The organism is Sphingomonas glacialis (assembly GCF_006439055.1).
GTDB lineage: Bacteria > Pseudomonadota > Alphaproteobacteria > Sphingomonadales > Sphingomonadaceae > Sphingomonas > Sphingomonas glacialis_A.
Window position 1 is genome coordinate 92,047 of sequence record NZ_RCZC01000005.1, and the last position, 26,750, is coordinate 118,796.

Annotated in this window: 27 protein-coding genes; 23 read left to right on the plus strand and 4 right to left on the minus strand. The window is 66.1% G+C overall.

Features of this window, described 5'->3' with window-relative positions; genetic code table 11:
* Window positions 1–11: 11 nt before the first annotated feature.
* Window positions 12–758 carry an HAD-IIB family hydrolase gene (locus EAH76_RS16630; protein WP_140851405.1) on the minus strand — a complete coding sequence of 249 codons (747 nt, stop codon included), beginning with the start codon at window positions 756–758 and terminating at the stop codon, window positions 12–14.
* 227 nt (window positions 759–985) lie between these two features.
* Here EAH76_RS16630 and rfbA point away from each other — a divergent pair, with 227 nt between their 5' ends.
* From rfbA to EAH76_RS16650, 4 genes are all read left to right on the plus strand, one after another.
* A complete protein-coding gene (gene rfbA / locus EAH76_RS16635) occupies window positions 986–1,912 on the plus strand; it encodes a glucose-1-phosphate thymidylyltransferase RfbA (RefSeq protein ID WP_241659753.1) in 927 nt (308 codons plus the stop codon).
* Between the two features lie 60 nt (window positions 1,913–1,972).
* Window positions 1,973–3,055: a dTDP-glucose 4,6-dehydratase gene (gene rfbB, locus EAH76_RS16640; RefSeq protein WP_140851406.1), complete on the plus strand. Its 1,083-nt coding sequence runs from the start codon at window positions 1,973–1,975 to the stop codon at window positions 3,053–3,055.
* Between the two features lie 661 nt (window positions 3,056–3,716).
* Complete coding sequence (locus EAH76_RS16645; protein ID WP_140851407.1) at window positions 3,717–6,389, plus strand: hypothetical protein; 2,673 nt, start codon at window positions 3,717–3,719, stop codon at window positions 6,387–6,389.
* A 307-nt stretch (window positions 6,390–6,696) separates the two neighbouring features.
* Window positions 6,697–7,236 (plus strand): sterol desaturase family protein, encoded by a 540-nt coding sequence (locus tag EAH76_RS16650; RefSeq protein WP_241659754.1) that lies wholly within the window; start codon window positions 6,697–6,699, stop codon window positions 7,234–7,236.
* Window positions 7,237–7,302: 66 nt separating this feature from the next.
* Here EAH76_RS16650 and EAH76_RS16655 read toward each other — a convergent pair whose 3' ends face one another.
* Window positions 7,303–7,926, minus strand: a complete 624-nt coding sequence (locus tag EAH76_RS16655; RefSeq protein WP_140851409.1) for a L,D-transpeptidase family protein — start codon at window positions 7,924–7,926, stop codon at window positions 7,303–7,305.
* Between the two features lie 218 nt (window positions 7,927–8,144).
* On the opposite strand from EAH76_RS16655, the gene EAH76_RS16660 reads away from it, so the two are divergent.
* Window positions 8,145–8,831 carry a murein L,D-transpeptidase catalytic domain family protein gene (locus tag EAH76_RS16660; protein ID WP_140851410.1) on the plus strand — a complete coding sequence of 229 codons (687 nt, stop codon included), beginning with the start codon at window positions 8,145–8,147 and terminating at the stop codon, window positions 8,829–8,831.
* 15 nt (window positions 8,832–8,846) lie between these two features.
* Here EAH76_RS16660 and EAH76_RS16665 read toward each other — a convergent pair whose 3' ends face one another.
* A complete protein-coding gene (locus EAH76_RS16665) occupies window positions 8,847–9,665 on the minus strand; it encodes a D-alanyl-D-alanine carboxypeptidase family protein (RefSeq protein ID WP_241659755.1) in 819 nt (272 codons plus the stop codon).
* 215 nt (window positions 9,666–9,880) lie between these two features.
* A complete protein-coding gene (locus EAH76_RS16670; protein WP_140851412.1) occupies window positions 9,881–10,906 on the minus strand; it encodes a flagellin in 1,026 nt (341 codons plus the stop codon).
* Between the two features lie 249 nt (window positions 10,907–11,155).
* Here EAH76_RS16670 and EAH76_RS16675 point away from each other — a divergent pair, with 249 nt between their 5' ends.
* The 18 genes from EAH76_RS16675 (at window position 11,156) to EAH76_RS16760 (ending at window position 26,730) form a co-directional block, all read left to right on the plus strand.
* Window positions 11,156–12,448 carry a sigma-54 interaction domain-containing protein gene (locus EAH76_RS16675; protein WP_140851413.1) on the plus strand — a complete coding sequence of 431 codons (1,293 nt, stop codon included), beginning with the start codon at window positions 11,156–11,158 and terminating at the stop codon, window positions 12,446–12,448.
* Window positions 12,445–12,807 carry a flagellar hook-basal body complex protein FliE gene (fliE, locus tag EAH76_RS16680; RefSeq protein WP_194151025.1) on the plus strand — a complete coding sequence of 121 codons (363 nt, stop codon included), beginning with the start codon at window positions 12,445–12,447 and terminating at the stop codon, window positions 12,805–12,807. The genes EAH76_RS16675 and fliE overlap by 4 nt, the downstream gene beginning before the upstream one ends.
* Window positions 12,808–12,810: 3 nt before the next feature.
* Window positions 12,811–14,562, plus strand: coding sequence for a flagellar basal-body MS-ring/collar protein FliF (gene fliF / locus EAH76_RS16685; protein WP_140851414.1), 1,752 nt, complete (start codon window positions 12,811–12,813; stop codon window positions 14,560–14,562).
* Window positions 14,559–15,566 (plus strand): flagellar motor switch protein FliG, encoded by a 1,008-nt coding sequence (fliG, locus tag EAH76_RS16690; protein WP_140851415.1) that lies wholly within the window; start codon window positions 14,559–14,561, stop codon window positions 15,564–15,566. Before fliF ends, fliG begins: the two co-directional genes overlap by 4 nt.
* Window positions 15,559–16,296, plus strand: coding sequence for a FliH/SctL family protein (locus EAH76_RS16695; protein WP_140851416.1), 738 nt, complete (start codon window positions 15,559–15,561; stop codon window positions 16,294–16,296). Before fliG ends, EAH76_RS16695 begins: the two co-directional genes overlap by 8 nt.
* Before the next feature lie 127 nt (window positions 16,297–16,423).
* Complete coding sequence (locus tag EAH76_RS16700) at window positions 16,424–17,752, plus strand: FliI/YscN family ATPase (RefSeq protein ID WP_140851417.1); 1,329 nt, start codon at window positions 16,424–16,426, stop codon at window positions 17,750–17,752.
* 1 nt (window position 17,753) lies between these two features.
* Window positions 17,754–18,173, plus strand: a complete 420-nt coding sequence (locus tag EAH76_RS16705) for a hypothetical protein (RefSeq protein ID WP_140851418.1) — start codon at window positions 17,754–17,756, stop codon at window positions 18,171–18,173.
* A 40-nt stretch (window positions 18,174–18,213) separates the two neighbouring features.
* Window positions 18,214–19,392, plus strand: coding sequence for a flagellar hook-length control protein FliK (locus EAH76_RS16710; protein WP_241659756.1), 1,179 nt, complete (start codon window positions 18,214–18,216; stop codon window positions 19,390–19,392).
* A gap of 21 nt (window positions 19,393–19,413) precedes the next feature.
* Window positions 19,414–20,007, plus strand: coding sequence for a flagellar basal body-associated FliL family protein (locus tag EAH76_RS16715; RefSeq protein WP_140851419.1), 594 nt, complete (start codon window positions 19,414–19,416; stop codon window positions 20,005–20,007).
* Window positions 20,008–20,010: 3 nt separating this feature from the next.
* Window positions 20,011–20,979, plus strand: coding sequence for a flagellar motor switch protein FliM (locus tag EAH76_RS16720; RefSeq protein WP_140851420.1), 969 nt, complete (start codon window positions 20,011–20,013; stop codon window positions 20,977–20,979).
* On the plus strand, window positions 20,976–21,266 hold the full coding sequence (gene fliN / locus EAH76_RS16725; protein ID WP_140851421.1) for a flagellar motor switch protein FliN: 291 nt from the start codon (window positions 20,976–20,978) through the stop codon (window positions 21,264–21,266). The genes EAH76_RS16720 and fliN overlap by 4 nt, the downstream gene beginning before the upstream one ends.
* A gap of 4 nt (window positions 21,267–21,270) precedes the next feature.
* Window positions 21,271–21,528, plus strand: coding sequence for a flagellar biosynthetic protein FliO (locus EAH76_RS16730; RefSeq protein ID WP_140851422.1), 258 nt, complete (start codon window positions 21,271–21,273; stop codon window positions 21,526–21,528).
* The gene (gene fliP, locus EAH76_RS16735; RefSeq protein ID WP_140851423.1) at window positions 21,525–22,382 is read left to right on the plus strand and encodes a flagellar type III secretion system pore protein FliP; all 858 of its coding nucleotides are present in this window, start codon (window positions 21,525–21,527) and stop codon (window positions 22,380–22,382) included. Before EAH76_RS16730 ends, fliP begins: the two co-directional genes overlap by 4 nt.
* 4 nt (window positions 22,383–22,386) lie before the next feature.
* Entirely contained in the window at window positions 22,387–22,656 is a 270-nt protein-coding gene (gene fliQ, locus EAH76_RS16740; protein WP_140851424.1) for a flagellar biosynthesis protein FliQ, read from the plus strand.
* A 223-nt stretch (window positions 22,657–22,879) separates the two neighbouring features.
* A complete protein-coding gene (gene fliR, locus EAH76_RS16745; RefSeq protein ID WP_140851425.1) occupies window positions 22,880–23,659 on the plus strand; it encodes a flagellar biosynthetic protein FliR in 780 nt (259 codons plus the stop codon).
* The gene (locus EAH76_RS16750; RefSeq protein ID WP_140851426.1) at window positions 23,659–24,792 is read left to right on the plus strand and encodes an EscU/YscU/HrcU family type III secretion system export apparatus switch protein; all 1,134 of its coding nucleotides are present in this window, start codon (window positions 23,659–23,661) and stop codon (window positions 24,790–24,792) included. The genes fliR and EAH76_RS16750 overlap by 1 nt, the downstream gene beginning before the upstream one ends.
* Window positions 24,793–24,844: 52 nt before the next feature.
* Complete coding sequence (fliD, locus tag EAH76_RS16755) at window positions 24,845–26,326, plus strand: flagellar filament capping protein FliD (protein ID WP_140851427.1); 1,482 nt, start codon at window positions 24,845–24,847, stop codon at window positions 26,324–26,326.
* Window positions 26,326–26,730 (plus strand): flagellar protein FliS, encoded by a 405-nt coding sequence (locus EAH76_RS16760; RefSeq protein WP_140851428.1) that lies wholly within the window; start codon window positions 26,326–26,328, stop codon window positions 26,728–26,730. Before fliD ends, EAH76_RS16760 begins: the two co-directional genes overlap by 1 nt.
* Window positions 26,731–26,750 lie beyond the last annotated feature (20 nt).

A 26,750-nucleotide genomic window follows, 5' to 3' on the forward strand; every position in this document is an offset into this window, starting at 1 on the left:
GGCTGTACCGCTTATTTGAGGCAGGCGACGATACCCTCGATCACCGCGACGGTTTCCTTGGGGTCGCGCACGCGAACCGTGTCAAGCCCGAGTTCCTTCGCCGGATAATCGTTGCCGCCCGGGAAGATCGCGTCGCCGATGAACATCATCTCGTCGAGCGGGATGCCGCTCGCGTCGCGCAGCTTCTTGATGCCGTAGGCCTTGTCGACGCCTTCGCGCGTGATGTCGATCGAGGTCGCGCCGCCCATGTTGATCGACAGCCCCGGCAGACGCTTGCGGAGGTCGGCCTGGATGATCTTGCGCTTGGCGAAATCGGGGTCCCAATGCTCCTTGGCGTCGAGCGGCGCCTGCTGGCCGAGCGCCGAGAATGTGATCTGGCTGCCGCGATCCTCGATCCGCTCGCCCCAGGTCTGCTCGGGGACGAAGCCCGTCGCGACCAGCGCCGCGTCGAATTCGGTGAGGATCTTGGCCTTGGTCGCATCGTCGAACAGTTCGGCGAAGACCGCCGACCAGGCGCCGTCGTTGAAGGTGTAGAGCTTGGTGCCGGTGGTCGGCATCAGCCACAATTTGCTGCGATCGGCGGCTTCGGGCAGGCGCGAGGCGACCTGCTTTTCGAACTGCGGCCAGTCGCCGCCCGAGATCACCGCAACGTGCGCGACGCCGAGCAGATCGGTCAGCGCCTGCTGCATCGCCTCCTGCAGCGGCTGCTTGCTCTCGGCCAGCGTTCCATCGAGGTCGAAGGCAACCAGTTTTTTCATACGCCGGGTCTCTAAAACGTGGGCCCGAAGGGCCGATGGACAGAATGCCTGAGGCCTTTGCGTAGCGTGCGCATTCTTGGCAAGCCAAATGTTGTCCGAGTCGGCGACGCCACAGACGCCATCAATCCCCCCACAAAATGATCTGCGGTCCGGTTTGCACTGTCTTAAGGTGCAGCCCTTAAGCACGGCAGCGGCGGACGAGACTGCCGGAAGCGAAAGAGATAGTCGTGAACAGCAATCCCCGGATAGACACTTCCGCCCGCAGAGGGATCATTCTTGCCGGCGGGTCGGGCACGCGGCTCTATCCGCTCACCAAGGGCGTCTCAAAGCAGCTGATCGCGATCTACGACAAGCCGATGATCTATTATTCGCTGTCGACACTTCTCCTCGCGGGCGTTCGCGAGATCATGGTGATCACCACGCCAAACGATCAGCCGGCGTTCAAGGCGCTGCTTGGCGACGGCAGCGCGCTTGGCATCCGGCTCGACTATGCGGTTCAGGCCGAACCCGCCGGCGTGGCGCAAGCCTATCATATCGCGGCCGATTTCATCGCGGACCGACCTTCCGCGCTGATCCTCGGGGACAATATCTTCTACGGCCACGGCCTGATCGACACCCTCGCGCGCGCCTCGGCGACCGCCTCGGGCGCGACGGTGTTCGGCTATTACGTCAAGGACGCTTCGGCTTACGGCGTGGTGTCGCTCGACGCGTCGGGCAGGGCCGAGACGATCGAGGAGAAACCGATAGCCCCCAAATCGCATTATGCCGTGACCGGGCTCTATTTCTATGACGGCCGCGCAGTCGAACTTGCGCGTAGGCTCAAACCCTCGGCGCGCGGCGAACTCGAAATCACCGATCTCAACCGGCTGTATCTGGCCCAGGGGCAGCTCTCGGTCGAGATATTGGGCCGCGGTTTCGCCTGGCTCGACACGGGCACGCACGCCTCGCTGCTTGATGCGGCGCTTTATGTGCGGATCATTGAGGAGCGCCAGGGGCTCAAAATCTGCTGCCCGGAAGAGATTGCGTGGCGGCAAGGCTTTGTCAACGATGCCCAACTCGAGCGCCTCGCGGCGCCGCTGCGCAAGAGCGGCTATGGCGAGTATCTCCTTGGTTTGCTCGATGGCCGGGCGGCTCTTTCGGCGGTGGCGCAATGACCATGTCGACGATCGCGCGTACGAGCCCCGTCTCACCCATGGGTTCGGGGCGCACGCGCAATGGCTAATTTGATCGTCACCGGCGGCGCCGGCTTTATCGGCGCCAATTTCGTCCATCACTGGCGCACGGCGGTCCCCGACGATTCGATCGTCGTGCTCGACGCGCTGACCTATGCCGGCAACCGCGCCAATCTCGACGGGCTTGCGGGCGTCGAGCTGATCGTAGGGGATATCTGCGATACCGATCTGGTGTCGCAGACTATCGCCGATCACCGCATCGACACGATCGTGCATTTCGCAGCGGAGACGCATGTGGACCGGTCGATCACCGGCCCCGACGCGTTCATCACCACTAACGTCGTCGGCACGCACAGCCTGCTCAAGGCGGCGAAGGCCGCCTGGCTCGATCGCGGTAGCGGCATGCCGCATCGCTTCCACCATGTCTCGACCGACGAGGTCTATGGCTCGCTGCGGCCGGACGACGCGGCCTTCAGCGAGACGACCGCGTATGCGCCAAATTCGCCCTATTCGGCGTCGAAGGCTGGCTCGGACCACCTCGTCCGCGCCTATCACCATACCTATGGACTCGAAACGACGACGAGCAATTGCTCGAACAATTATGGGCCGTTCCAATTCCCCGAAAAGCTGATCCCACTGTTCGTGCTCAACGCGCTGTCGGGTCGGCCGCTGCCGATCTATGGCGACGGGATGAATGTGCGCGACTGGCTGCACGTCGCCGACCATTGCCGCGGGATCGAACTGGTGCTGCGCGGCGGTCGGGTCGGAGAGACCTACAATATTGGCGGCGGCCAGGAATTGCCCAACCACGCGGTGGTCGACGCGATCTGCCAAGGCGTCGACCTGGCGTTTGCACGCGATCCGTCGCTCGCGCGTCGCTTTTCCCGCGCCCCGGCCGCACAAGGGCGTCCAACCGCCGAACTGAAGACCTTTGTCGAAGACCGAAAGGGACACGATCGCCGCTACGCGATCGACGAAAGCAAAATCTGTCGCGAACTCGGATACACCCCGGCACGAAATTTTAAGGGTGGATTCACCGAAACACTTGCTTGGTATCTAGCGCATGAGCAGTGGTGGCAGCCCTTAATAACCCGAGCGCAAGCCCAAGCCGCCGTCAGCGCATAGCGCCCCCGCCTTCCCCGATCGCCATGTGCTGCCTACGATTATGGGGTTCAGTTCCGTGAATTTTTGGTTGTATAAGGCTTGGCTGTATCCGTATTCCGGAAGGTCATTATACTTGGTTTCGAAACCCGAAGATGGATCTGCTAGGGCTGGAAAATTAAATAAGCAGCGCCGTCGCAGTCCTGCCAATGTTCGACCAACGAGCGGCCTGGACATTGTCCAGACACAGCCGCACGAGCTAGCGCGCACGAAAATGATCGAAGCGCCACCTCCCCCCGTTTTTCTTCATTCGAGCTTTCGAACGTCGAGCACATGGATTTGGACGAAGTTTAGAAAACTTCCGAACGTTCTTGCTTACTATGAGATATTCAATGACTCGCTCATAGATATCAACGAAAGGCACATCAGTGCTACGACCTACTCTACGTGGGACTCGCATCACCCTGCTCAAGCGCCGTATTTCCTGGAATACCTTCCCCTTCTGAAAAAGAGCGGGGGCGTCGTTGGCTTCGATTCTAGCATGGCATTGGACCGTTTCATCCCTGAAGGCGGGTTGAGCGGAAATTTGTCACTCGAAGAGCAATCGTATCTCAATATGCTCGTAGAGCACGCATATCAAAGTCGGAAGGTGCCGCTTCTCAGTTGCACCCGAAGCATCGGACGCATGGCTGCGATCAAGCGGTTCATGCCCGTGCAAAATGTATTGCTCCACCGGAACATTTTTGAGCAATGGTCATCCTACTCGGGGCAGTTCCTTCGCGGAAATCGATTTTTCTTTGACACCATCGACAAGACTTCTGCGTCTTTTCAACACGACACTTTCTTAAATGGGCTCAATCGGGTATTTTCAGCTCGCGATTCGTCGCCGAAAGATGAACAGACATTCCTCCTGTTCATTCTTATGCACATTTATTTGTACGCTCAGGCGATCGATTCCGCCGATGTCGTAGTCGATACGAGCGCGCTAACAACGGACCCCGAATTACGACATGCAATCGAAGCGCAATTGTCCAACCTAGTGTTCGCGCCTGTCGATCTGTCCGACGCGAAACCGAACTTCGATTGCTCGATCGTGCAGGTGCGCGACCGAAAGCAGTTCGTTGACACCATCGAGCAGTTCGTAAAGCTCATCGCATCGACCTGTTCGAGCGAGAAATCGGCGGCTTTCGCATTCAAGCTCAAAGACGACACACTAGCGCAATGGGATCTGCATGACACGCTAACGCGCAACTCGACCGCATGGTATGAACGTCTCACCATCGATCTGCAGCAGAAAACCGACGAGCATGGCCGTGCCCATGCGGCCATCGAATCGACGGTAGCCGCGGTGGCAGGCGAGCGTGACGAGGCGATCGCCACCGTTTCCACCCTCGACGCGGCGCGGGATACAGCCGAGGCGGCGTTGGCGATGGTAACCGCCGAACGCGACGCGATCGCTGCCATACTCGGCCAAGCCTCGGCCGCCAGGGAGACCGCCGACCAAATTGCGGCCGAGCTCGAGGCCGAGCGCGCTCGCATCAGCGCGGCGTTCGCCGAAACCGCGGCCGCCAAGGAAGCCGCTTGCCAAACTGTCGCCGAACTCACAACCGAGCGCGATCGGATTGCTGCGGCGCTGGCCGACACAAGCGCTGCCCAGGCTAACGCGGATGGCGCGGTCATCGTGCTTCAGGCAGAGCGCGATCGCCTCGCCGCGGCTCTCGCGGACAGCGACTTCGCGAAGGCCGTCGTAGACCATACGGCAGCGACGCTGACCGCGGAGCGGGACAACCTCGCCGTGCGGCTTGCCGAAACGGACGCCGCGCGAATCGCCGCCGAAGATGCGATCGCCCAAGCGAACGTCGAACGCGATCGTATCGCTGCCGCCCTTGCGGAAACCGCCGCGGCGCGCACCGACGCCGACGCCACCCGGGCCGCCGTTGCGGCCGAACGCGACCGAGTCGCCGCCGCACTGGAGGAAACCCTCGCGGCTCGGGACCTTGCAGAACAGGCGAACACTGCCCTTCGGGCCGAACGGGATAGCATTGCGGCCAATCTTGCCGAGACGATAGCAGCGAAAACGGCTGCGGATGACGCCATCTGCGTGCTCACAACGGAGCGCGATCGTATCTCCGCGACCCTCGCGGAAACCACGGTAGGCAAAGACGCCGCCGACCGTGCCGTCGTCCAACTCGAAGCGAATCGCAGTCGCATCGCGGCGACCCTTACCGAAACCACCGCCGCCAAAGACGCCGCCGACCACCGCCTCGCCGAACTCGGCGCAGAGCATGAGCGCATCCTCACCTCCCTTGCCAAAACCAGAGCCGCCAACGCCGCATCGGACGACAAACGCGCCGAACTCGAGGCCGAGCGCGATCGCATCGCCGCGACCCTCGCCGAAACTGCGGCCGGCAAGGACGCTGTCGACCATCGCGGCGCCGAACTCGAGGCCGAGCGCGACCGCATCGCCGCGACCCTCGCTGAAACCACGGCCGCCAAGGACGCTGCCGACCATCGCGTCGCCGAACTCGAGGCCGAACGCGACCGCATCGCCGCGACCCTCGCCGAAACCACGGCTGCCAAGGACGCTGCCGTCGATAGCGTCGCCGAGCTCGAGGCCGAATGCAACCGCATCGCCACAACCCTCGCCGAAACCACGGCCGCCAAGGACGCTGCCGACCATTGCGTCGCCGAACTCGAGGCCGAGCGCGATCGCATCGCCGCGACCCTCGCCGAAACTGCGGCCGGCAAGGACGCTGTCGACCATCGCGGCGCCGAACTCGAGGCCGAGCGCGACCGCATCGCCGCTGCCCTCGCTGAAACCACGGCCGCCAAGGAGGCTTCCGACAATCGGGTCGCCGAACTCGAGGCCGAGCGCGATCGCATCGCCGCGACCCTCGCCGAACTCGAGGCCGAGCGCGACCGCATCGCCGCGACCCTCGCCGAGACCGCGACCGCTAAAGACGCTGCCAACACCATCGTTGCCGAACTCGAAGCCGAGCGCGATCATCTCGGCGCGACCTTGGCCGGAACGGTAGCTGCCAAGGCCGCGTCAAACGCCACGATTACCACGCTTGAAGCCGAGCGCGATCGGATCTCCGCGACCCTGTCTGACATCAGCGCCGCGAAGGCGAGCGCGGACGAGAGCGTGACGGCGCTGCAAAGCGACCGCGACCGGCTCGCGACCGAGCTGACCGAGACGGCGGGCGCGCGCGACGCGGCGAACAGCCGCCTTTCGAAGGTCGTGGCGGAGCGCGACCAACTCGCCGCCACGCTCGCCGAAATGGAAGCGGCGCGCTCGGCCGCCGAAAGCGCGCGCGCTGCGCGCGCCTCACCGTTGCGCCGACTTTGGTCGAATTGACGCGGCGCACGGGCTTGTCGCAGGGCCTACCGCATGGCAGCGTCGCGGTCGACGGCGGCTGTGTTGCCAAAATCAACGCCAAGCCGTGCACGTTTCGGAAGTGTCTTTCCGGTATTTGGGATTGCGCTATTGCGAATTGATCCCATCTTTCGCTGCGTGTACTATCTTCGCTGCACTGCAGCTAAGCCGTTGCGCAGTCTGCCGTAGGATGACCATGCCAATCACTGGAACGCGACATAAAAGGGATAGCGGTGAGGAACAGCGTATCCGGCTGTTTCGCAACGACTTTCTCGAGCATACGACGACAGTGTCGCCGATCGCCTTCGTGATCACCTGGGCTGGCATGCTCGCGCTTGCGATCTATGCGGGCTGGGGCGCGGCGAGCTTTATCAAATCGGTCGGGCTTGCGCTGTTCGGCCTGTTCCTGTGGTCGCTGTTCGAATATGCGATGCACCGCTTCGTGTTCCACATGAAGCTCACCTCGAACCTCGGCCGCGCTTTCCTTTTCCTGTCGCACGGCAACCACCATACCCAGCCCAACGACGGGCTGCGCAACATCATGCCGCCGCTTGTCAGCGTGGCGATCTGCGGGTCGGTGTGGATTGTCCTTTATCTCGTCGCGGGGCCGATAGGTTCGGTAATCTTCGTCGGCTTCGGGATCGGCTATGTGATCTATGACAGCGTGCATTACGCGGTTCATCAGTTTCCACTGCGCTACGGCGTGCTCGGACGGCTGAAGCGCCACCATATCCGCCATCACTATGCGCATGAGGAAGGCAATTTCTCGATCACCGCGATCTTCTGGGACCGTGTCTTCGGGACCGAAGTGCCAACCAAGCGCCGCTGAGCGGGCTGTCGGGGCGCTCAGTCGCGCGCTCCGCTCCCGACAAATATCTCGCACAGCGGAGCAGGCTTATGAGCTCTCCTCAACCGGAGCGGCGACGGCTTCTGTTTCTTGCGCGGGCGTTTCTACCGGGGACGACTCGATCACGGGCGCCGCGGCCACCTGATCCGCAAGCGATTCATCGGTGATCGTCACACGCGCGCCGAGCCGGGTAATCGCATAAAGCCGCTTGGCAAAGGCGATCGGAACGCGGACGCAGCCATGCGAGGCGGCATAGCCCGGATCGCGCCCGGCGTGGATCGCGACGCCGTCCCACGTGATGCGCTGCATGTACGGCATCGCTGCGGAGTTATAGAGATTCGAGCTGTGCTTGACCGCCTTTTGCAGGATCTTGAAGTCGCCCGTCGGCGTATCGTGACCCGGCTTGCCCGTCGAAACCGCCGACACCGCAAGCAACGTCGCGCCGCGGTACACGTACAATTTCTGATCGGGGATGCTGACGATCAGCCGGACGCCGCTCGGCGCCGACACCGCACTGGGCGCGTCGTCCCACAAATAGCTGCCCGCACCCATCGTCGCGACCGACTCGCTGGTCAAACCGGCGCTGCGAGCCTGCGCGGCAAGCGGCATCGATGCCAATACAAAACCGACCGCCGCGGCACACACGCCGCGGCGCAAAAGCCGTGAAGCCATAGCGCACCTCGATTGTTCGCCCCGTCCTTCGTCGCGCGAGTCGCAGCGACTAAGTCAGGATCAAGGGCAAAACGCCAAGCGACGAAATTCGATCCAAAACCGCCGAAGTGCCGTCGCGTCAGGAAGGATTGCGGTGAGCGGGGCAAGTCCCGCGACGAAATCCCGTAAAATCCGGAACATATCGGTGCGCCGCGCAAAGCGTTCACCGATTCCGTGCTATGCCTGCGAGGTCGTTTCCGAAGGACCTGTTACCCATCGTGCAAAATCCAGCATTCACCCTTTCGCGGCGCAACCTCGGCAAAGCCGGGCTCGCTCTGCTCGGCGCCGCCGCCCTCCCGCGCGTCGCCTCCGCCGCACAAGTGCCCGCCACCGTCCAGCCGCTCGCTTCGAGCCGCGTCGTACGCCCCGAACTGCTCCGTCGCGCAATGGCAGCACTGCAGCGCCACGGACCGCGGATCGCGCACCGCGACCGGATCGCGATCGCCGATTTCGCGCAGCCTTCGGCACAGCCACGCTTCTATCTGATCGACATGGCGAGCGGGATGACGACGACCTTGCTCGTCGCGCATGGCAGCGGCAGCGACCCGACGCATAGCGGCTTCCTTCAGCGCTTTTCGAACACCGAAGGCTCGAACGCATCGAGCGAGGGCGCCTTCCTCGCCTCTGATTACTATGTCGGCAAGCATGGCAAGTCGCAGCGCCTGATCGGGCTCGATCCGACCAACAACAATGCGCTGGCGCGCGCGCTCGTCGTCCATGCCGCCTGGTACGCCAATCCCGACATGCTGCGCACGCACGGCCAGCTCGGCCGCAGCCAGGGCTGTTTCGCGGTCAGCGAGGGCGATCTGCAGCAGGTCTTCGCGCGGCTCGGCGAAGGCCGGATGATCTATTCCGCCAAGGTGTGAGCGACCGCCGCGGCGCTAGAAGGCGCCGCGCCGGTGCCGCGCGGGCGGCGTGAAGCCAAGTTCGACCAGATTGGCGACGCGCACGTCGCGCGCCTGGACCGACTTCTCGCCGAGCACCACCGCGATGACGCGAACCCCGCCACGCTTCGCCGAGGTCGCGATATTGTAGCCCGCGTCTGCCGTGTAGCCGGTCTTGATTCCGTCGACCCCGCCGACCTTGCCGAGCAGATGGTCGTGATTGACGTAGCGCCGCGACCGCCAGGTGATCGCGCGCGTCGCAAAGACCGGATATTCGCGCGGATGATCGCGCAACAGCGCGCGCGCCAGCGTCACCATGTCGCGCGCGGTGGTCTGGTTGCCGGCATTGGTCAGCCCCGATGCATTGGCAAAGCTGGTTCGCGTCATGCCGAGCTGGCGCGCCTTGGCGTTCATCAGCACGGCGAAATCGGCCTCATTCCCGGCGAGCCGTTCGGCGATCGCGACGGTCACGTCATTCGCCGAATGCACCGCCATCGCCTGCACCGCGGTCCTCAACGGCAGCGACGTGCCCGCCGTCAGGCCCAGCCGCGATGCCGGCTGGCGCGCGGCGTTGCGCGAGACGGGGATCGACTCGGTAACCCGCACCCTGCCCGATTCGAGCGCATCGTACAGCAGATAGAGCGTCATCATCTTGGTCAGCGACGCAGGGCGATGCGGGGAGTCGGGCAAATTGGCGAAGATCACGCGGCCGGTCGATGCGTTGATCAGCAGTTCGGAGACCGGTGCGCGCGGCGCGACTCGCGCGCTCGACGGCTGCGCCGCGAGTCCGCAGCCGAGCGCCAGAATGCCGAACACGATCCGCGTCGATCGTGCGGGGGGTACCCTTACGCTTACATCTACAAAAGCCATCGTCCGGTCTTTGCCCACCGCTCGCTTAACATGAGATTGCGCATCCACATTTTTTGGGCGGCGGCGCACGCCCGCGAAAAACCCCGGCCCCCATGATGGGGACCGGGGTCGCGCAGCCCCGACACCCGATATCGGGGGTCGGGCGCCGGGGCCGAGACCGTTTAGCCGAGCAGCTTGAGCACGCCCTGCTGGCTCTGGTTCGCCTGTGCGAGCAGCGCGGTCGAAGCCTGGCTGAGGATCTGCGCCTTGGCGAGGTTGGTCGTTTCCGTCGAGAAATCGACGTCTTCGATCCGGCTCTTCGCGTCGGTCAAATTGGCGACGCTCGAAGTGAGGGTGTTGACGACCGAGGTGAGGCGGCTTTCACCGGCACCGAGCGAAGCGCGAGTCGTGTTTACCGACGTCAGCGCCGCGTCGAGCGCGGTAAGCGCCGAAGTCGCCGAGCCCGAGCTCGAAACCGAGACGCCGCCGCTGACCGAATCGCCGGGCTGCGCATCGTGATAGATTTGGTCGCCGGTTGCCAGCACCTTGCTCTTGCCGATGTCGGCCGTGGTGACGGTCGCACCGGCCACCTTGCCGGCATAAGCGACGTCCGATGCGGTGACGATATGATTGGTGCCGACGCTGGAGTCGGTCGATGCGAGCGCTGTGCCGAGCCCGGCGGTGACCGCGCCGCCGACGGTGCCGCTGACAGCCGACATGTCAAGCGCACCAATGTTCAGCTTGACCTGATCGGTTGATGCCGAGCCGGTCTGGACGTTCACGGTCGTTCCCGTAGTGCTAAACAGCGAAACGCCATTATACTTTGTCGCGGCGATGTTGGTCAGCTGCTTCTGCAGTTCAGTCACTTCGGTCTGCATGTTGGTGCGGTCGCTGTCCTGATAGGTGCCCGATGCCGACTGGACCGCTAGCTCACGGATACGCTGCAGGATGTTGGTCGCTTCGCCGAGCGCGCCGTCTGCGGTCTGGGCGAGCGCGATGCCGTCATTGGCGTTGCGGATCGCCTGGTTCTGGCCCTTGATCTGCGAGGTCAGCGACGAGGCGATCGCGAGACCGGCGGCATCGTCCTTGGCCGAGTTGATGCGCTTGCCGGTCGACAGGCGCTCGATGCTGGTCGAGAGCGCCGAGCTCGCCGAGTTCGATGCGTTGGTCGCCTTGAGTGCGGCGACGTTGGTTCCGATAACGGTCATGGTGAGAATCTCCATCGTGGTCCGGCAATCCCGCCGCCCCCCCATCGGAGAGCCGAGCCGCCAAAGATGCTAACGACCGGGCTCGTCCGCGATTAAGCACTTTTGCAAACCAGATGCATTTTTGCCGATTTTGCGCGTGTTTACCGGCAACGCGACACAGAGCGGTCAGAGTTTGCCGCACCGGCAACGTCCTTAACCACTCGTTTACCAAAAGTGCGGCATTGCAAGGCTCGTTCAAGGGGGCCCTTCATGCGATCCATCGTTCCATCAGCCGCGATCCTTCGCCAACACTATCCGCTGGTGTCCGCGCTGCGCGCGCAAGGCTTTGCGATCGGCGCGTTCGAAGACGGCAAGCCACCGCGCGATGCGCTGTTCCTGGTCGCCGAGGGCGAGACCCCGCCCGCCGCCGCGCGCACCGTCGTGCTCGGCAGCGAAGGCCGCTATATCATCCCGTCGCGCGACGGCGGCCCGGCCCAGGTCGCGTTCGAGAGCGCCGATGCCGCGGTCGGTGCTGGCTTCGTCCGCGCGCTGCTCGCCGAGCCCGAAATGCCGACCGCCGCCGATCCCGAAAGCCTCGCGCTCCACGCGCTCGCCGATCGCGTCGCCGCGGCCGACATCACCGTGCTGATCAACGGCCCGACCGGCACCGGCAAGGAAGTGCTCGCGCGCTCGATCCACCTCAAGTCCGCGCGCGCCGCGGGTCCGTTCATCGCGATCAACTGCGCCGCGCTGCCCGAGACGATGCTCGAGGCCCTGCTGTTCGGCCATCAGAAGGGCGCGTTCACCGGCGCCTCGGCCGGCGGCGAAGGCTTCTTCCGCGCGGCACATGGCGGCACGCTGCTGCTCGACGAGGTCGCCGAGCTGCCGCTCCAGCTTCAGGCCAAGCTGCTCCGCGCGCTGCAGGAGCGCGAGATCGTCCCGATCGGCGCGACCACACCGCAGCCGATCGACGTACGCGTCATCGCCTGCGCGAACCGCGACCTGCAGGACGAAGTCGCCGCCGGCCGCTTCCGCGCCGATCTTTACTATCGCCTCTCGGTCTTCCCGCTGACGACCAAGCTGCTCGCCGAGCGTCCGCAGGACATTCCCGCGCTCGCCGCGACGCTGATCCTGCGCCACGCGGGCGCTCGCGCGACGATCCCCTGGCCCGACGCCTCGGCGATCGACCTGCTGCTGCGCCACGATTGGCCGGGCAATGTCCGCGAGCTCGAGAATGTCGTCCAGCGCGCGCTGCTGTTCGCCGGTGGGGACACGATCTCGGCCGAACATATCGTGTTCGACCGCCCGAGCGCGCGCGCCGCAAGTGCTGCGAACGACGAGCCCGCGCAACCCGCCACGCTCGGCAACATCGTCCAGATGCACGAATTCCAGGCGATCCGCGAAACGCTCGCGGCGTGCAACGGCAGCCGGATCGAGACCGCGCGGCGGCTCGGCATTTCGGAGCGCACGCTCCGTTACCGTCTCGCCAAGGCGCGCGAACAGGGTGACGACATCGTCTCCGCCGCCAGCCGCGTGGCTCAGTACGCCGTGGGTGCTGCATGAGCATCAACGCAATCGGCGGCGGCGGCGCGATGGGCGTCGACCGGGTGATGGCGCTGCGCGCACAGATCCTCGAACGCAACCAGGCGCTCGCGCGCGCCGGGACCTCGGGCCCCGCTGCCCCCGCGACCGAGGCCAAGCCCGCCAACTTCGCCGCGACGATGGAAGACGCGCTGAAAAGCGTGAACCAGGGCCAGGTCGAAGCGAGCAAGCTCTCCGAAAGCTATGAGCGCGGCGAGACGATCGACATCGCCAAGGTGATGCTCGCGCGCCAGCAGGCCTCGGTCGGCTTCGAGGCGACGCTGCAAGTCCGCAACAAACTCCTGTCCGCCTACAAGGACATAATGAGCATGCCGGTATAATCGATGAGCAACGCTCTCACCCCCGCTCCGCAAGGGTCGACTGGCTCCGGGCTCGCCGCAATGGTGCCCGAACGCTTCGCCAACCCGCTCAACCAGCTCCAGGGCCTGTTCGCGCAGCCTGCGGTCCGCCGCAGCCTGCCGATGGCGTTGCTGATCGGCCTGATCGGCGCCGCAGCACTCGCCTGGATGATGCTCGCCAGCCCCAACCAGAAGGTGCTGTTCGCCGGCCTCGCCGATGCCGACAAGGCCTCGGTCACCGCTGCGCTGCAGGCCGCCAACATCACATCGAAGATCGACGCGGCGACCGGATCGCTGACGGTCAATGAGGACGATTATTCGCGGGCACGCATCCTGCTCGCCGGCCAGGGGCTGCCCAAGGCGGCACCCGGCGGCTACGCGATCCTCGACAATCTCCCGATGGGCGTCTCGCGCGCGGTCGAGGGCGAACGCCTCCGCCAGGCGCGCGAAACCGAACTCGCGCGGTCGATCCAGGAGATCGACGCGGTCGCCGAGGCGCGCGTCCATCTCGCCACACCCGAACAATCGGTGTTCGTCCGCGATTCCGCCGCACCCTCGGCCTCGGTCATCGTCAAATTGCAGCCGGGCCGCTCACTCGGCGACGCGCAGGTGTCGTCGATCATCAACCTCGTCGCATCCTCCGTGCCGGGAATGAAGCCCGAAGGCGTGACGATCGTCGATCAGATGGGCGGGCTGCTGACCAAGGGTGCCAACCAGAGCGCGCTCGGCGCGGCGAGCGACGAGCGCGTCGCATTCCAGCGCCGCATCGAGGAGAAATACCGCGCGCAGGTCGTGCAGATGCTCACGCCGCTGATCGGCGCGGGCAATTTCACCACCGAAGTGCAAGCGGATGTCGATCTTAACGAAACGCAGGCGACCAAGGAAAGCTATGACAAGCAGGGTGTGCTCCGCGTCGAACAGGGCCAGTGGACCGGCAACGGCAAGGACGGTCAAGCCCCCGGCGGTATTCCAGGCGCACTGTCGAACACGCCGCCGCCCGCCTCGACGCTGAGCGCGCCGCAGCCGACCCCGACGCCTACCCCTGCCCCGGGAACTGCTCCGGTCGCATCGACGCCCGGTGCCACCGGCCCGGTCGTCGCGGCAGCTGCCGGTGCGGTCAGCGATGCGCTGAAAGCGAGCGACCAATATTCGCGGGCGTACGATCTCGGCAAGGAAGTGTCCGTCAGCCGCACCGCGCCTGGCACGATCACGCGCCTTTCGGTCGCAGTCCTGCTCCGCGATCCCGAAACGGGCAAGCCGCGCAGCCAGCTTGAGATCCAGCAGATCACCCAGCTCGTCCAGACTGCGGTCGGCTACAGCCAGCCGCGCGGCGACCAGGTCACCGTGATCAGCCGCAAATTCGCCGGCGCGACCGCGCTCGACGACAAGCAGCCCTGGTATGAAGCCGGCTGGCTGCCGGTGGTGGCGCGCAACGTGACGGCGCTCGTCATCGCGCTGCTCGTGCTGTTCCTCGGCGTCCGCCCGCTCGCGACCGCGCTGCTCAAGAAGCGCGACGACAATGCCGCCCAGCCCCGTGCCGCGCTCGGTCGCGAGATCGGCCCGCCCGACGGCTATGAAGGCGGCCAGATCCCGCCCCCGCGCAGCGACCAGCCGGTCAGCATCGATGCGCTCGAAAATGCGCGCAACTATGACGACCGGATTGGCATGGTGCGCGGCTTCACCCGCGACAATCCGGCGCGCGCCGCGCTCGCCGTTCGGGACATGATCAAGTCATGAACGCTCCAACCCGAATCTATACCGGCGTCGAACGCGCCGCCGTCCTGATGATGCTCGTCGGCGAGGAGGAAGCCGCCGCGATCCTGCAGAAGCTCGATCCCGAGGAAGTCCGCCAGCTCGGCAAGGCGATGTTCGCCGTCGCCGATGTCAGCGAGCTCGAAGTCGAAGGCGTGCTCGACGATTTCGTCGGCAAGGCGCGCGAACGCACCGCGATCGGCTTCGACCCGCGACCGCGGATCGAGGCGGTGATGACGCGCGCGTTGGGGCAGGAGAAAGCCGACAGCGTGCTCGCGCGGATCGTGCCCGCCCAGGAATCGTGCCAGCTCGACCTGCTCGACTGGCTCGACGCGGGCGAGATCGCCGCGATGATCGAAAAGGAGCATCCGCAGATCGCCGCGGTGATGATCGCCAATCTCGATCCGACCGTCGGCGCGCAGGTGCTCGAGCTGATGCCCGATGCGGTGCAGCCCGACATCCTCCACCGGCTCGCGCGACTGGGGCCGATCCCGCCCGAGGCGGTCGAGACGCTCAAGACGATGCTGGCGAACCGCACTGGTACGTCGCAAGCCTCGGCCGGCGTCACGCTCGGTGGCACCAAGGATGCCGCCAAGATCCTGTCGAGCGGGCGCAAGGCGACCGAGCTGCGCGTCATGCCGAAGCTGTTCAAGATCGACCGCGACGTGGCGAAGGCGATCGAGGAAGCGATGTTCGTGTTCGACAACCTGCTCGAGCTCGACGACAAGAACCTCGGCACGCTGATCCGCAACGTCGACAGCGATATCCTCACGCGCGCGTTGAAGGGCGTCGACGAGAGCATTCGCGCGCGGTTCCTCGGCTGCATGTCGAGCCGCGCCGCCGATGGCATTCGCGACGAGATGGAAGCGCGCGGGCCGATGAAGCTCAGCGAGGTGCTCGAGGCGCAGAAGGTGATCATCCAGATCGCGCGCAACCTCGCCAAGGACGGCACGATCCAAATGGGTGCAGGCGAGGACGATTATGTCTGAGTTCACTGCCGGATTCTCGTCGCGCGGCCAGGGCGTGGCCGAAGCGCTCAAGGCGGCGTTCGCGCCGCGCGTCGGCGGCTTCGCACCCGCCGATTTGCGCGACCGGGTGGCGCGCGGCCCCGTCTCGTTCGCGCCGCAAGCCGCGGGCGAGGCCGGCCCGCGCCACTTCACCCCCGCCGATCCCGACACCAACCCGACCGAAGGCTGGGACCCGTTCGACGCGGTTGCCGCCGCGACGCCGTTCGTCGATCCGATCGAGGCGGCGCATTCCGCTGGCTTCGCCGAAGGCGTCGCCGCGGCGCAGGCCGAGATGGCGGTGACGGGCGAGCGCGACCGCACGCTGCTAGCCTCGCTGGCACAGGCACTCCAATCCGATGATCGCGTCGATCGCGACGCGGTGGCGCAGCGGTTGCGGCAGACGGTGCTGTTCCTCGTAACGCGGCTGGTCGGCGAGGCCGGCATCGCGCCCGACCTGCTCGCACGCCGGATTGAGACCGCCGTCGATCTGCTCAGCGACGCTGCCGAATCGGCGATCCTCCATGTCCATCCCGACGATGTCGCGTTGCTCGACGGCAAATTGCCGCGCCAGATCTTCGCGGTCGGCGATGCGAGCCTGACGCGCGGATCGTTCCAGCTCGAAAGCGCCGCGACGATCGTCGAAGACGGGCCCGAACTGTGGCTCGAACAATTGGCGCACGCGATCGACCGCGTCGCGGTGCCGGAGGCGTGATGAAATTCGCTACAGCGCTCCCCTCCCTGAAAAGGAGGGGCTGGGGGTGGGTCGGCCTAAGGCGGGCGCGGCGTTCGATAACGGGCCGACCCACCCCCGCCCCCTCCCTTCCAGGGAGGGGAGGAGAATGCTGAACCGCTTTACCGACAGCTACCTCGAATCGCTCGGCCTCCCCGATTTCGCGCCCGCACCCAAGGTCGCCGGCCGGCTCGCCTCGTTCGACGGGTTGCTGATGGAGGCGGTCGGGCTGACCGTCCCGGTCGGCACCGTCTGCCAGGTCGGCGATCGCCAGTCGGGCGTCGAAGCCGAGGTGATCGGCTTCCGCAACGGCCGCACGCTCCTCATGAACCTCGGCGGCCCCGCCGCGCTCCTCCCGCAAGCCCCGGTCCGCCCGACCGGCGCGCCAGGCGAAGCCGAAGTCGGCGCAGCACTGCTCGGACGCGTCGTCGACGGCGCGGGCAAGCCGATCGACGGGCTCGGCCCGATCCGCGGCGCAGGCCGCTGGCCGCTCGCGGGCAAATTGCAGTCGCCGCTCGATCGCGGCCGTGTGCTCCATCCGCTCGATGTCGGCGTACGCGCGATCAACGGCTTGCTGACCGTCGGCCAGGGCCAGCGCATCGGCATCATGGCGGGCTCGGGCGTCGGCAAGTCGGTGCTGCTCGGTATGATCGTCCGCGCGGCGGAAGCCGATGTGATCTTGATCGGCCTGATCGGCGAGCGGTCGCGCGAGGTCGCCGACTTCCTCGAAACCAAGGTCGCAGGCGACGCGCGCAAGCGTGCGGTCGTCGTCGCGGTGCCCGCCAACCATTCGCCCGTGCTGCGCATCCGCGGTGCGCTCCGCGTCCATGCGATCGCCGAGGCGTTCCGCGCCGAGGGCAAGAAGGTCCTGCTGATCATGGATTCGCTCACCCGCGTCGCGCATGCCGGGCGTGAAATCGGGCTGGCGCTCGGCGAACCGGCGAGCGCGCGCGGCTATCCGCCGTCCGCGATCGCGATGCTGCCCAATCTGATCGAACGCGCCGGGACCGACGTCCATTCGGGCGGATCGATCACCGCGATCTACACCGTGCTCGCCGATGGCGACGACGGCAACGACCCGGTCGTCGATTCCGCGCGCTCGATCCTCGACGGCCATATCGTGCTGTCGCGCCAGCTTGCCGAGCGCGGCGTCTATCCGGCGATCGACATCGGCCCCTCGGTCAGCCGCGTGATGACCGACATCGTCGACAAGCCGCACCTCAAGGCTGCGCGCACGCTGCGCCGTCACCTCGCGACCTATGAGGAGAATCGCGACCTCGTACTGATGGGCGCGTATCGCGCCGGCGCCGATCCGGCGATCGACACCGCGATCGCATGCCATCCGGCGGTGATGGAATATATCAAGCAGGACCCCGACGAGCAGGTCTCGCTGCCCGATTCGGCGATCGAGCTGATCGGCGTGTTCGGCGCCGACTGAGATGGCCAAGCCGACCAAGCTCGAACGCATCCTGCGCGTCCGCACGCTCCAGCTCGGCCTCGTCCAGGCCGAGGAAGCGCGCGCGCATGATCGCACCGCGAGCGAGGCGGCGCTGAAAGGCCGTATCGCGCAGCTTACCGCCGGCGTCGCGCCAGCCCCCGAACCCGTGGCGGGTTTCTCGCTCGTCGCCGCGGCGCATTTCCGCGAGCGCCTCCAGCAATCGGCGCACGCCGCCGAGGGCCGGCTGCGCGCGGCGCAAGCGACCGCCGAGCGCGCGGTCGAGGCGACGCGCGAGGCACGCCGCGACCAGAGTGCCGTCGAGAAGCTGATCGCGCGCGCCGATGCGCAGGCGGTGATCAAGGAAATCCGCGCGCTCGAGGCCGCGCCGGCTGGCCGCAAGGTTCGGCACGATCCTTGCTGATCACGGTATGACGGCCGTTTGCGGCCGCGCCGGAGCCCCAATGATCGACCTTCCGCCCCTCTCGACCTCCCCCGTTGCCACCGCCCCGTCCGCGGCGAAGGCGGCCGCGAGCGCGCGCCCAGCGAGCTTCGGGCAAACGCTCAAGGCGTTCCTCGATTCGCGCGATACCGCGAGCGATCCGCCCACTGCTGCGACGGCGGCAGCCGACGCCCGGCACGACCCTGCCGATGACGGCAAGAGCTTGCCGACCGATTCCGACGCCGATGCACCCGACGCGACACCGCCGATCTGGACCCCGGCTATGCTTCCCGTAGCCGATCCGGCCGTGCCGATCGCGACGCCGACCCCGGTGCCCACCGCCATAACCGCCGTCACGACGGGGGCACAGCCGTCGCTCACCGCGACCCCGCCCGCCGTCGGACTGACCGACCCCGCCAGCGGCGCACCCAACCCCGCACCCACCGATACCTCCACCGCGACGCCGCCACCACTAGACCCGGCGATCACCGCAGCGCTCGACGCGGTGCTGACCCGCGCCACCACCGTGCGACAGGACGCGCAGCCGACCTCGGCGCCAGCGAGCGACGGCGCCCAGCCGCCAGCGCTCATCGCGTCCGATCCAACCGCCACCGCGATCGTCGCGAACGCCGCGCCACAGCCGGCGGGCCAGGTATTCGCGGCAGCGCTCGCCACCGCATGGCGTGACCGAACGCAGCGCACCGGTGATTCGGACGCGCTTGCCGGCGCGGCCGCGCTCGGCGCCGCTGCACCGAGCCAGGCGAGTAGCCATGCGATCGTGGCGGCATCGGGCGATGCGAACCAGACCGGGCTCGATCTCACGCGCGACACCGGGCTGCAGCGGATGATCGAGCATATCGAGACGCTGCGCGACGATATGGATTCGCGCGACACGCGGATCCGGCTGATCCCCGATTCGCTCGGCGGAGTCGATGTCGCGGTGCGGCAGGTCGGCGACCGCGTCCATGTCCACTTCACCGCCGAGCAGGAAGCGACCCGCGCCTTGCTGACCGAGGCGCAGCCACGGCTGACCGAGCTTGCCGCGGCGCGCGGCATGCGGATCGGCGACACCAGCGTCTCGGCCGATCCCGGCGGCGGCAATGGCACCGCGCCCCAGCCCCGCCCCGCGCCGCTGCTCGCCCCCGCGCCACACGCGGTTGCCGCAGACACCGAAACCCCAAGCGACGCCCGCGTCGCGTAACCTTTGAAGGACGCAGAGACCATGAGTGACATCGTCGAAGACAAGCCCAAAAAGAAGAAGGGCGGGATGATGAAGATCGTGCTGCTCGTCGTCGGCGCGCTCGTGCTCGTCGGCGGCGGCGTCGGCGGCGCGCTCTATGCGATGAACGCCGGATTGATCGGCGGCGGCAAGGGCGCAGCCGAACCAACCGGTCCGCGGCTCGTCCCCAAGGCCGAGCAGAAGCGCGCTGGCTCGGGCGAAGGCGGCGAAGCCAAGGAAGGCGGCCACAAGCCCCCGACGGGCACCGGCGGCGACAAATATGCCTCCAATTATTATGCGATGGACAAGGAGTTCACCTCCAACCTCCAGGACAGCGTCCACTTCGTCCAGGTCGGCATCGCAGTGTCGACTCCTTACGACGACACGGTGGTCGAGAACATCAAGACCAACGAAATCGCAGTCCGCTCATCGATCCTGATGGCGCTCGGCGACACCACCGAGGAACAGGTTTTCTCGAGCAATGGCAAGCAGATGCTTCAGCGTCGGCTGGCCAAGGCGATCAACGACACGCTGAAGGAGAAGGAAGGTTTCGGAGGCGTTGGTAACGTTTACTTTACCAATTTTGTTGTTCAGTGAGGCATGGTTAACGAAGACCTTCAGCACGCAGCAAGCGACCGGCGCGAACGTCCGCGCCGCGAGGCCGCGCATGCGACGCTCGGGGTCGCCAATCTCAACCCGTTCGGCGATCTGCACACGGTGCAGCATCTCTCGGCGCGGCTCGCGCGCGGCGTGCGCGCCGTGTTCGAGCCGCTGCTGCGCCGCGAATGCCGCACCTGGGCCGAGCCGCTCGTCGTCCAGCGGCTTGCCGATTACCGCGCGGAACGCCCCGACGGGCTGACCGCATGGCTGCCGCTGACGATGGCGTCTGCGGGCGCGCTGCCCTCGGGCCAGGCGCTCGCGGTGCTCGACGGGCGCTTCGTGCTCGAACTGCTCGATCTGTTCTTCGGCGGCACCGGTGCGGTGTCGAACGACGTGGGCAGCGAATTCACGCCGGCCGCCGAAGCGATGATGACGCGGCTCGGCGCGATGCTCGCGCTGCCGATGCAGGCGGCGTGGGAGCCGCTCGCGCGGATCGAGTTCACCCCCGGCCATGTCGAGGCGAACCCGTCGCTGATCCCCGAGCTCGATGTCGACGACGCCGTGGTGATCACGCGCTTCGGCATCGCGGTCGGCACCGCCAAGCCGGTGTTCCTCGACCTGCTCTATCCGGTCGCGGCGTTGAAGCCGCACGGCCCGTCGCTCACCGGCAAGGTCCACAAGACCGCCGAGCCCGATCCGGCGTGGCGCAACAGTCTCACCCGCGCGGTGATGGACGTGCGCTTCGAGGTTCGCTCGGTGCTCGCCGAGCCGATGGTCTCGCTGCAGCTGCTGATGGACCTCAAGGCCGGCGACGTGATCCCGATCACCGTCGGTCAGGATGTGCCGGTGATGGTCGGGGGCGACCGGCTCGGGGCGGGGACGGTCGGCACGTCGAACGGCAAGGCCGCGATCCGGCTGACGACAATTTCGAACGATTTAGAACGTGATCTCAGGGGTGGACTGCAATGAGCGAGATGAGCGGCGGTTTCTCCGTCGATACCAGCCTGGCGGCCAATTTCCGGCTGCTGCAGGATGTCGACGTCAAATTGACCGTCGAGATCGGCTCGACCTCGCTGACGCTGCGCGAACTGCTCGCACTCGGCGAAACCAGCGTGATCGAGCTCGACCGCCAAGCCAACGAACTGCTCGACGTGCTCGTCAACGGCACGCTCATCGGGCGCGGCGAGGTGGTGATGGTCGGCGATCATTTCGGCGTGCGCATGACCGAGCTGGTCAGCCCTGAAAAGCGGGGCTGACGCCATGATGTGGTCGTATATCCTAAAGCTCGTCGTGCTGCTGCCGCTCGTCTGCGGGCTGATGATCGGCTGCCTCTATGCGTGGCGCAAGCTCGAGTCGCGCATGCCGGGGCAGCCATCCAACCGGATGCTCAAGGTCGTCGAGACGATGATGATCTCGCCGAGCGTGCGCGTCGCGGTGCTCGATTTCGAGGGGCGCAAGCTGCTCGTCTCGGTCAGCCGCACCGGCGTGTCGCTGCTCGATCGCGGCGACGGCAAATGAGCGTCAAGGTCGTTCGCAAGGGCTCGGGGCCCACGCTGATCAAGGCGCCAGCGCCGCGCGTTGCGCCGTGGGGCAAGATCGCGCTCGTCGTGCTCGGCATCGTCTTCGCGCTGATCGTCGCGCATCCTGCCTTCGCGCAGGCCGCACCGCTTGCCACCCCGCCCGCACCGGGTGCCGGCGATGCCGCCGACCGCGCGCTGAAGGATCTCGGCGGCGGCAATGCGCCGCTCGCGCTGTCGCTGCAGCTGCTCATCGTCATGGGGCTGCTGACGATCCTGCCCGGCATCCTGTTGATGATGACGAGCTTCACGCGGATCATCATCGTGCTGTCGATCGTGCGCCAGGCGATGGGCCTCCAGCAGACCCCACCCAACCAGGTGCTGATCGGGCTCGCGCTCTTCCTTTCGTTCTTCGTGATGGCGCCGACGATCAACCAGATCAACGCAAGCGCGATCCAGCCCTATGCCGCCAACAAGATCGGCGCGACCGACATGATCAAGGCGGCCGGCGTCCCGCTCCACGCCTTTATGACCAAGCAGACGCGCAAGAAGGACATCACGATGTTCGCCGGCATCGCCAAGAGCGGGCCGTATCAGAATGCCGAGCAGATCCCGTTCTCGGTGCTGCTCCCCGCCTTCGTGACGAGCGAGCTCAAGACCGCGTTCCAGATCGGGTTTCTCGTGTTCCTGCCGTTCATCGTGATCGATCTCGTCGTCGCGACCGTGCTGATGTCGCTTGGCATGATGATGCTCTCTCCGACGATCATCTCGATGCCGTTCAAGCTGCTCCTGTTCGTGCTGGTCGATGGCTGGGCGCTGACGATGGGCTCGCTCGCAAACTCGTTCGTGAACTGAGCCGATGGACGCGGACTATTTCCTGACGATCGCCAACCAGACGATGTGGGTGCTCGCGCTCGCCTCGGCACCGATCCTCATTCCTGCTCTGCTCGCGGGGCTCATCACCGGCATGATCCAGGCGGCAACGTCGATCAACGAACAGACGCTGTCGTTCGTGCCCAAGCTGATCGTCGTTGCGGTGTCGCTGGCGGTGTTCGGCAGCTTGATCCTTGGACTGCTGTGCGATTTCACGTTGGGGATCTTCGAGCGGATCCCGGATCTGGTGCGATGATCGAGGGCTTGCGCCCTTCTTCCCCCCTCCCGCTTGCGGGAGGGGTCTGCCCTTCTGCTCCCCTCCCGCTTGCGGGAGGAGCTGGGGGAGGGCCTGTCGCAAGCGCATCGCATGGTTCCAGGTCATTCCCACCCCTAACCCAGTTCGAGGTGAACGATGCCCCGCATCGTTCAGGTCATGCCGGGGGCATGACCGACCTCGAACTCGCAAGCGGGAGGGGGATTTGAGTCCCTTAGGCTTCGGCCTGTCGATCGAACCGCAACTCTGGGCGCTGATCTTCGTGATGGTCCGCGTCGGTGCCGCCTTCGTCGCCGCCCCCGTGTTCAGCGCCGTCGGGATCCCGCTCGTCGTGCGCGTCACGCTGTCGGGCGCGATCGGCGTGCTCGTGCTGACCGCTCACCCGATCACCCCGCCCGAACACGTCTTCGCACTCGCGACGATCCTTGCGGTCGCCGCGGAAGCGCTGGTCGGGCTCGCGCTCGGCTTCGTGCTGCAGATCGCCTTTGCCGCACCGATGATCGCGAGCGAACTGATCGGCACCTCGATGGGCATCGGCTTTGCCTCGGCAATCGACCCGCAGAACGGCAAGTCGACCCCAGCGCTCGGCCAGTTCTTCTCGATGATGCTCACGCTGCTGTTCCTCAGCGTCAACGGCCACCTGATCCTCGTCGAGATGATCGTGAAGAGCTATGTCGCGCTCCCGCCCGGCGGCGCCTGGCTGAAACCCCAGCAGCTCGAGAATATCGCCTTTTTCGGCGGCTACACCTTCCTCGCGGGACTCCTGCTCGCGCTCCCGGTCGGCTTCCTCCTGCTGTGCCTCAACCTCATCGTCGGGATGATCTCGCGCTCGGCGCCGTCGCTCAACCTGTTTGCGGTGGGGCTCCCGGCGAGTCTCGCCGTCGGCGTCGTCGCGCTTGCGCTCGGCTTCCCGGCGATGGGCGATTATCTGCTCGTCATCATCGATGAGGGCCTGGCCGCGACGCAATCGCTGGTGCTCGGCTGATGGCAGACGAATATGGCGAAAAGACAGAAGCCCCAACCGCCAAGCGCAAACGCGATGCGGCCGAAAAGGGCGACGTCCTCAAATCCCGCGAACTCGCCACCGCATTGATGATGCTCGCCGGCTGCGGCTGGCTCGCCTTTATGGGCCCGTCGCTGGTCGGCGCGTGCAAAGAGGTGATGATGTCGAGCTTCGCGTTCGACCATCGCGACATCGAGGATTTCTCACCCTTCCGCCCGCTCATCCAGAGCGGCTGGAAGCTCGCGCCGTCGGTGATCTCGCTGCTTGCGCTGACGATCGTCGCGGCGATCGTGAGCCAGGCGGGGCTCGGCCATCTCAGCTTCAACGGCTCGCTGCTCGCGCCCAAGGCGGCGCGGATCAATCCGGCGTCGGGGCTCAAGCGGATCTTCGGCCCTCAAGGGTGGATCGAGCTCGGCAAGTCGCTGCTCAAGGTCGTCCTGCTCGGCGCGATCGGCTGGCACATGCTCGACCAGGTCGCGCATGCGACGATCGGGCTCGCCTCGACCAATATCGGCACCGCGGTCGGCGTGCTCGGCAGCACCTTTACCGGCGTGCTGTTCGCGATGGCGGGCGGGCTCGTCGTCATCGCCGGGATCGACGTGCCGCTGCAGATTATCCAGCTGCTGCGCAAGTTGCGCATGTCGAAACAGGATCTGCGCGACGAGCATAAGGAGAGCGAAGGCTCGCCCGAGGCGAAGGGCGCGATGCGCCAACGCCAGCGCGAGATGTCGAAACGCTCGATGCGCGGCGCGGTGAGCGAGGCGCATGTCATCCTCACCAACCCGACGCATTTCGCGGTCGCTTTGCGCTACAATCGCGAGACCGACCAGGTCCCCGTCGTCGTCGCCAAGGGCCGCGGCGTGATCGCGCTCGCGATCCGCGAGCTCGGCGCCGAGGCACGCGTGCCGGTGCTCGAATATCCGTCTCTGGCGCGCGCGGTCTATTACACCAGCCGCGAGGGGCAGGAAGTCCGCGACGATCTCTACGTCGCGCTCGCCACCATCCTCGCCTTCGTCTTCGGGCTCAACAGCCAGGCGGGCGCCGCCGCGCTGCCACCGTCGGTGCAGGTCCCGCCAAGTGCGCGCTTCGACGAGAATGGCGTGAAAGAAAGCTAAATTTCTCGGCGGTTTCGCCGTTCCTTGAGATGCGCACTTCTGGGGTATTACGATGACGACGACCTCTACGACGACTTCGGTATCGGGCTCGTCGATCCTCTCATCGCTCGGCGCCGGCTCGGGGGTCGATACCGCCGCCCTGGTCAAGCAGCTGGTCGAGGCGCAATTTTCCGCCAAGAACGCTTCGCTCAGCGCGCAGGACACCGCGCTCAACGCGCAAATCTCCTCGGTCGCCAAGGTCCAGAGCGCGATCACCAGCTTCTCCTCGGCGCTGAGCTCGCTCGTCACCGGCGGGTCGCTGGCGACGCAGCCGACCAGCTCGGATTCGGGCGTGCTGACCGCCACCGCGCTGCCCGGCGCGAAACTGTCCGGCCTGTCGACCCAGGTCACGGTCAACAAGCTCGCCACGGCGCAGACCGCGACGGCGAGCTTTCCAAGCGGCGCGCCGACCTTCGACACGGGCACGCTGACGCTGACCTTCGGCACGGCGTCCGACGACACGGTCGCGTCGCTGACCAATCCCACCGACCCGATCTCGATTTCGATCGCGCAAGGCGCATCGCTCGCCGATGTCGCCAAGTCGATCAACGCCAGCGGCAAGGGCCTGACCGCGACCGTGGTGAGCGACGTCGACGGCGCGACCTATCTGGCGTTGAAGGGGCCGACCGGAAAGGCCCAAGCCTTCACGCTCAGCGGGACCGGCACCCTTGCGCAATTGAACGTGGGTGGCGCGAGCAATGCGGCCAAGATCAACACCGCCGCCGGCAATGCCAATCTGACCGTCGACGGGGTGACGGTCGACCGCGCGAGCAACACGATCAGCGACCTGGTCCCAGGCGTGAAACTGACGCTCACCGGCGTCTCGCCGGGGGCAGGCAGCGGCAGTGCCGTCAAGCCGGTCACACTCGGCAGCACGACGCCGACCGATGGGATCGGCCAGGCGGTAAGCAATTTCGTCACGACCTACAATGAGGTGCTGGCCGAGCTCAAGACCGAGACCGACGCCACGAACGGCCCGCTCCGCAACGATTATAACGCGACCAATCTGATGCGCTCGCTGCGCGGACTGACGCTGACCACGCTGTCGAGCGACGCGGCGCCCGGCGACCCCGTCAATCTCGCCTCGATCGGCGTCAGCACCAACAAGGACGGCACGCTCAGCGTCGATTCGGCCAAGCTCAACACCGCCCTGCTCCAGACCCCTGCCGCGGTCGAGGCGCTGTTCGCCAATGGCACCGGCGCGAGCGGAGGCGGCCTCGCCGCTGCGCTGAGCGCAATCACTACCGCGGCGACCAACAACAAGGTGGTCATCAACGGCCAGACCGAGAGCACCGGGCTCGTCGGCAGCACGGCGCTCTACACCGCCAAGCTCGCCAAGGTGACCGATGCCGAGGCGAAGGTGGCGACCGACACCGCCGCCTATCAGGAGCGGCTGACCAAGCAATATGCCGCGTCCGACGCGATCGTCGCGGCTTATAAAGCGAGCGCGAGCTCGTTGCAGAGCCAGATCGACCAGTGGAACAAGAGCAGCTGATGAGCCTCGCTTACGCGACGGCCCTCTGCCGCAATCCCGAAGCGACCTACCGCCAGATCGAGCTTGCCGGGCAGACCGCCCAGGCCGATGGCCCGGCACTGGTGCAGCTGCTCTACGACGAAGCGATCCGCGCTTTGCGCGGCGCCGCCTGGGCGGCCGAGAACGGCAAATATGCGATGAAGAGCGACAAGGTGACGCGCGCCACCGCGATCCTGTTCGCGCTTGAGGCCGGGCTCGATTTCGCGGCGGGCGGGACGGTCGCCCCGGCGCTCGCCAAACTCTATGCCGGCACGCGCCATACCGTCGTCAACGCCGCGATCGGCCACGACCCGCAGCCGTTCCGCGAAGTCGCCGATACGCTCGAGGAGATCGGCCAGGCCTGGCGCTCGGTCCGCGCGGCCTGAAGCGCACGCCGACCCGACAG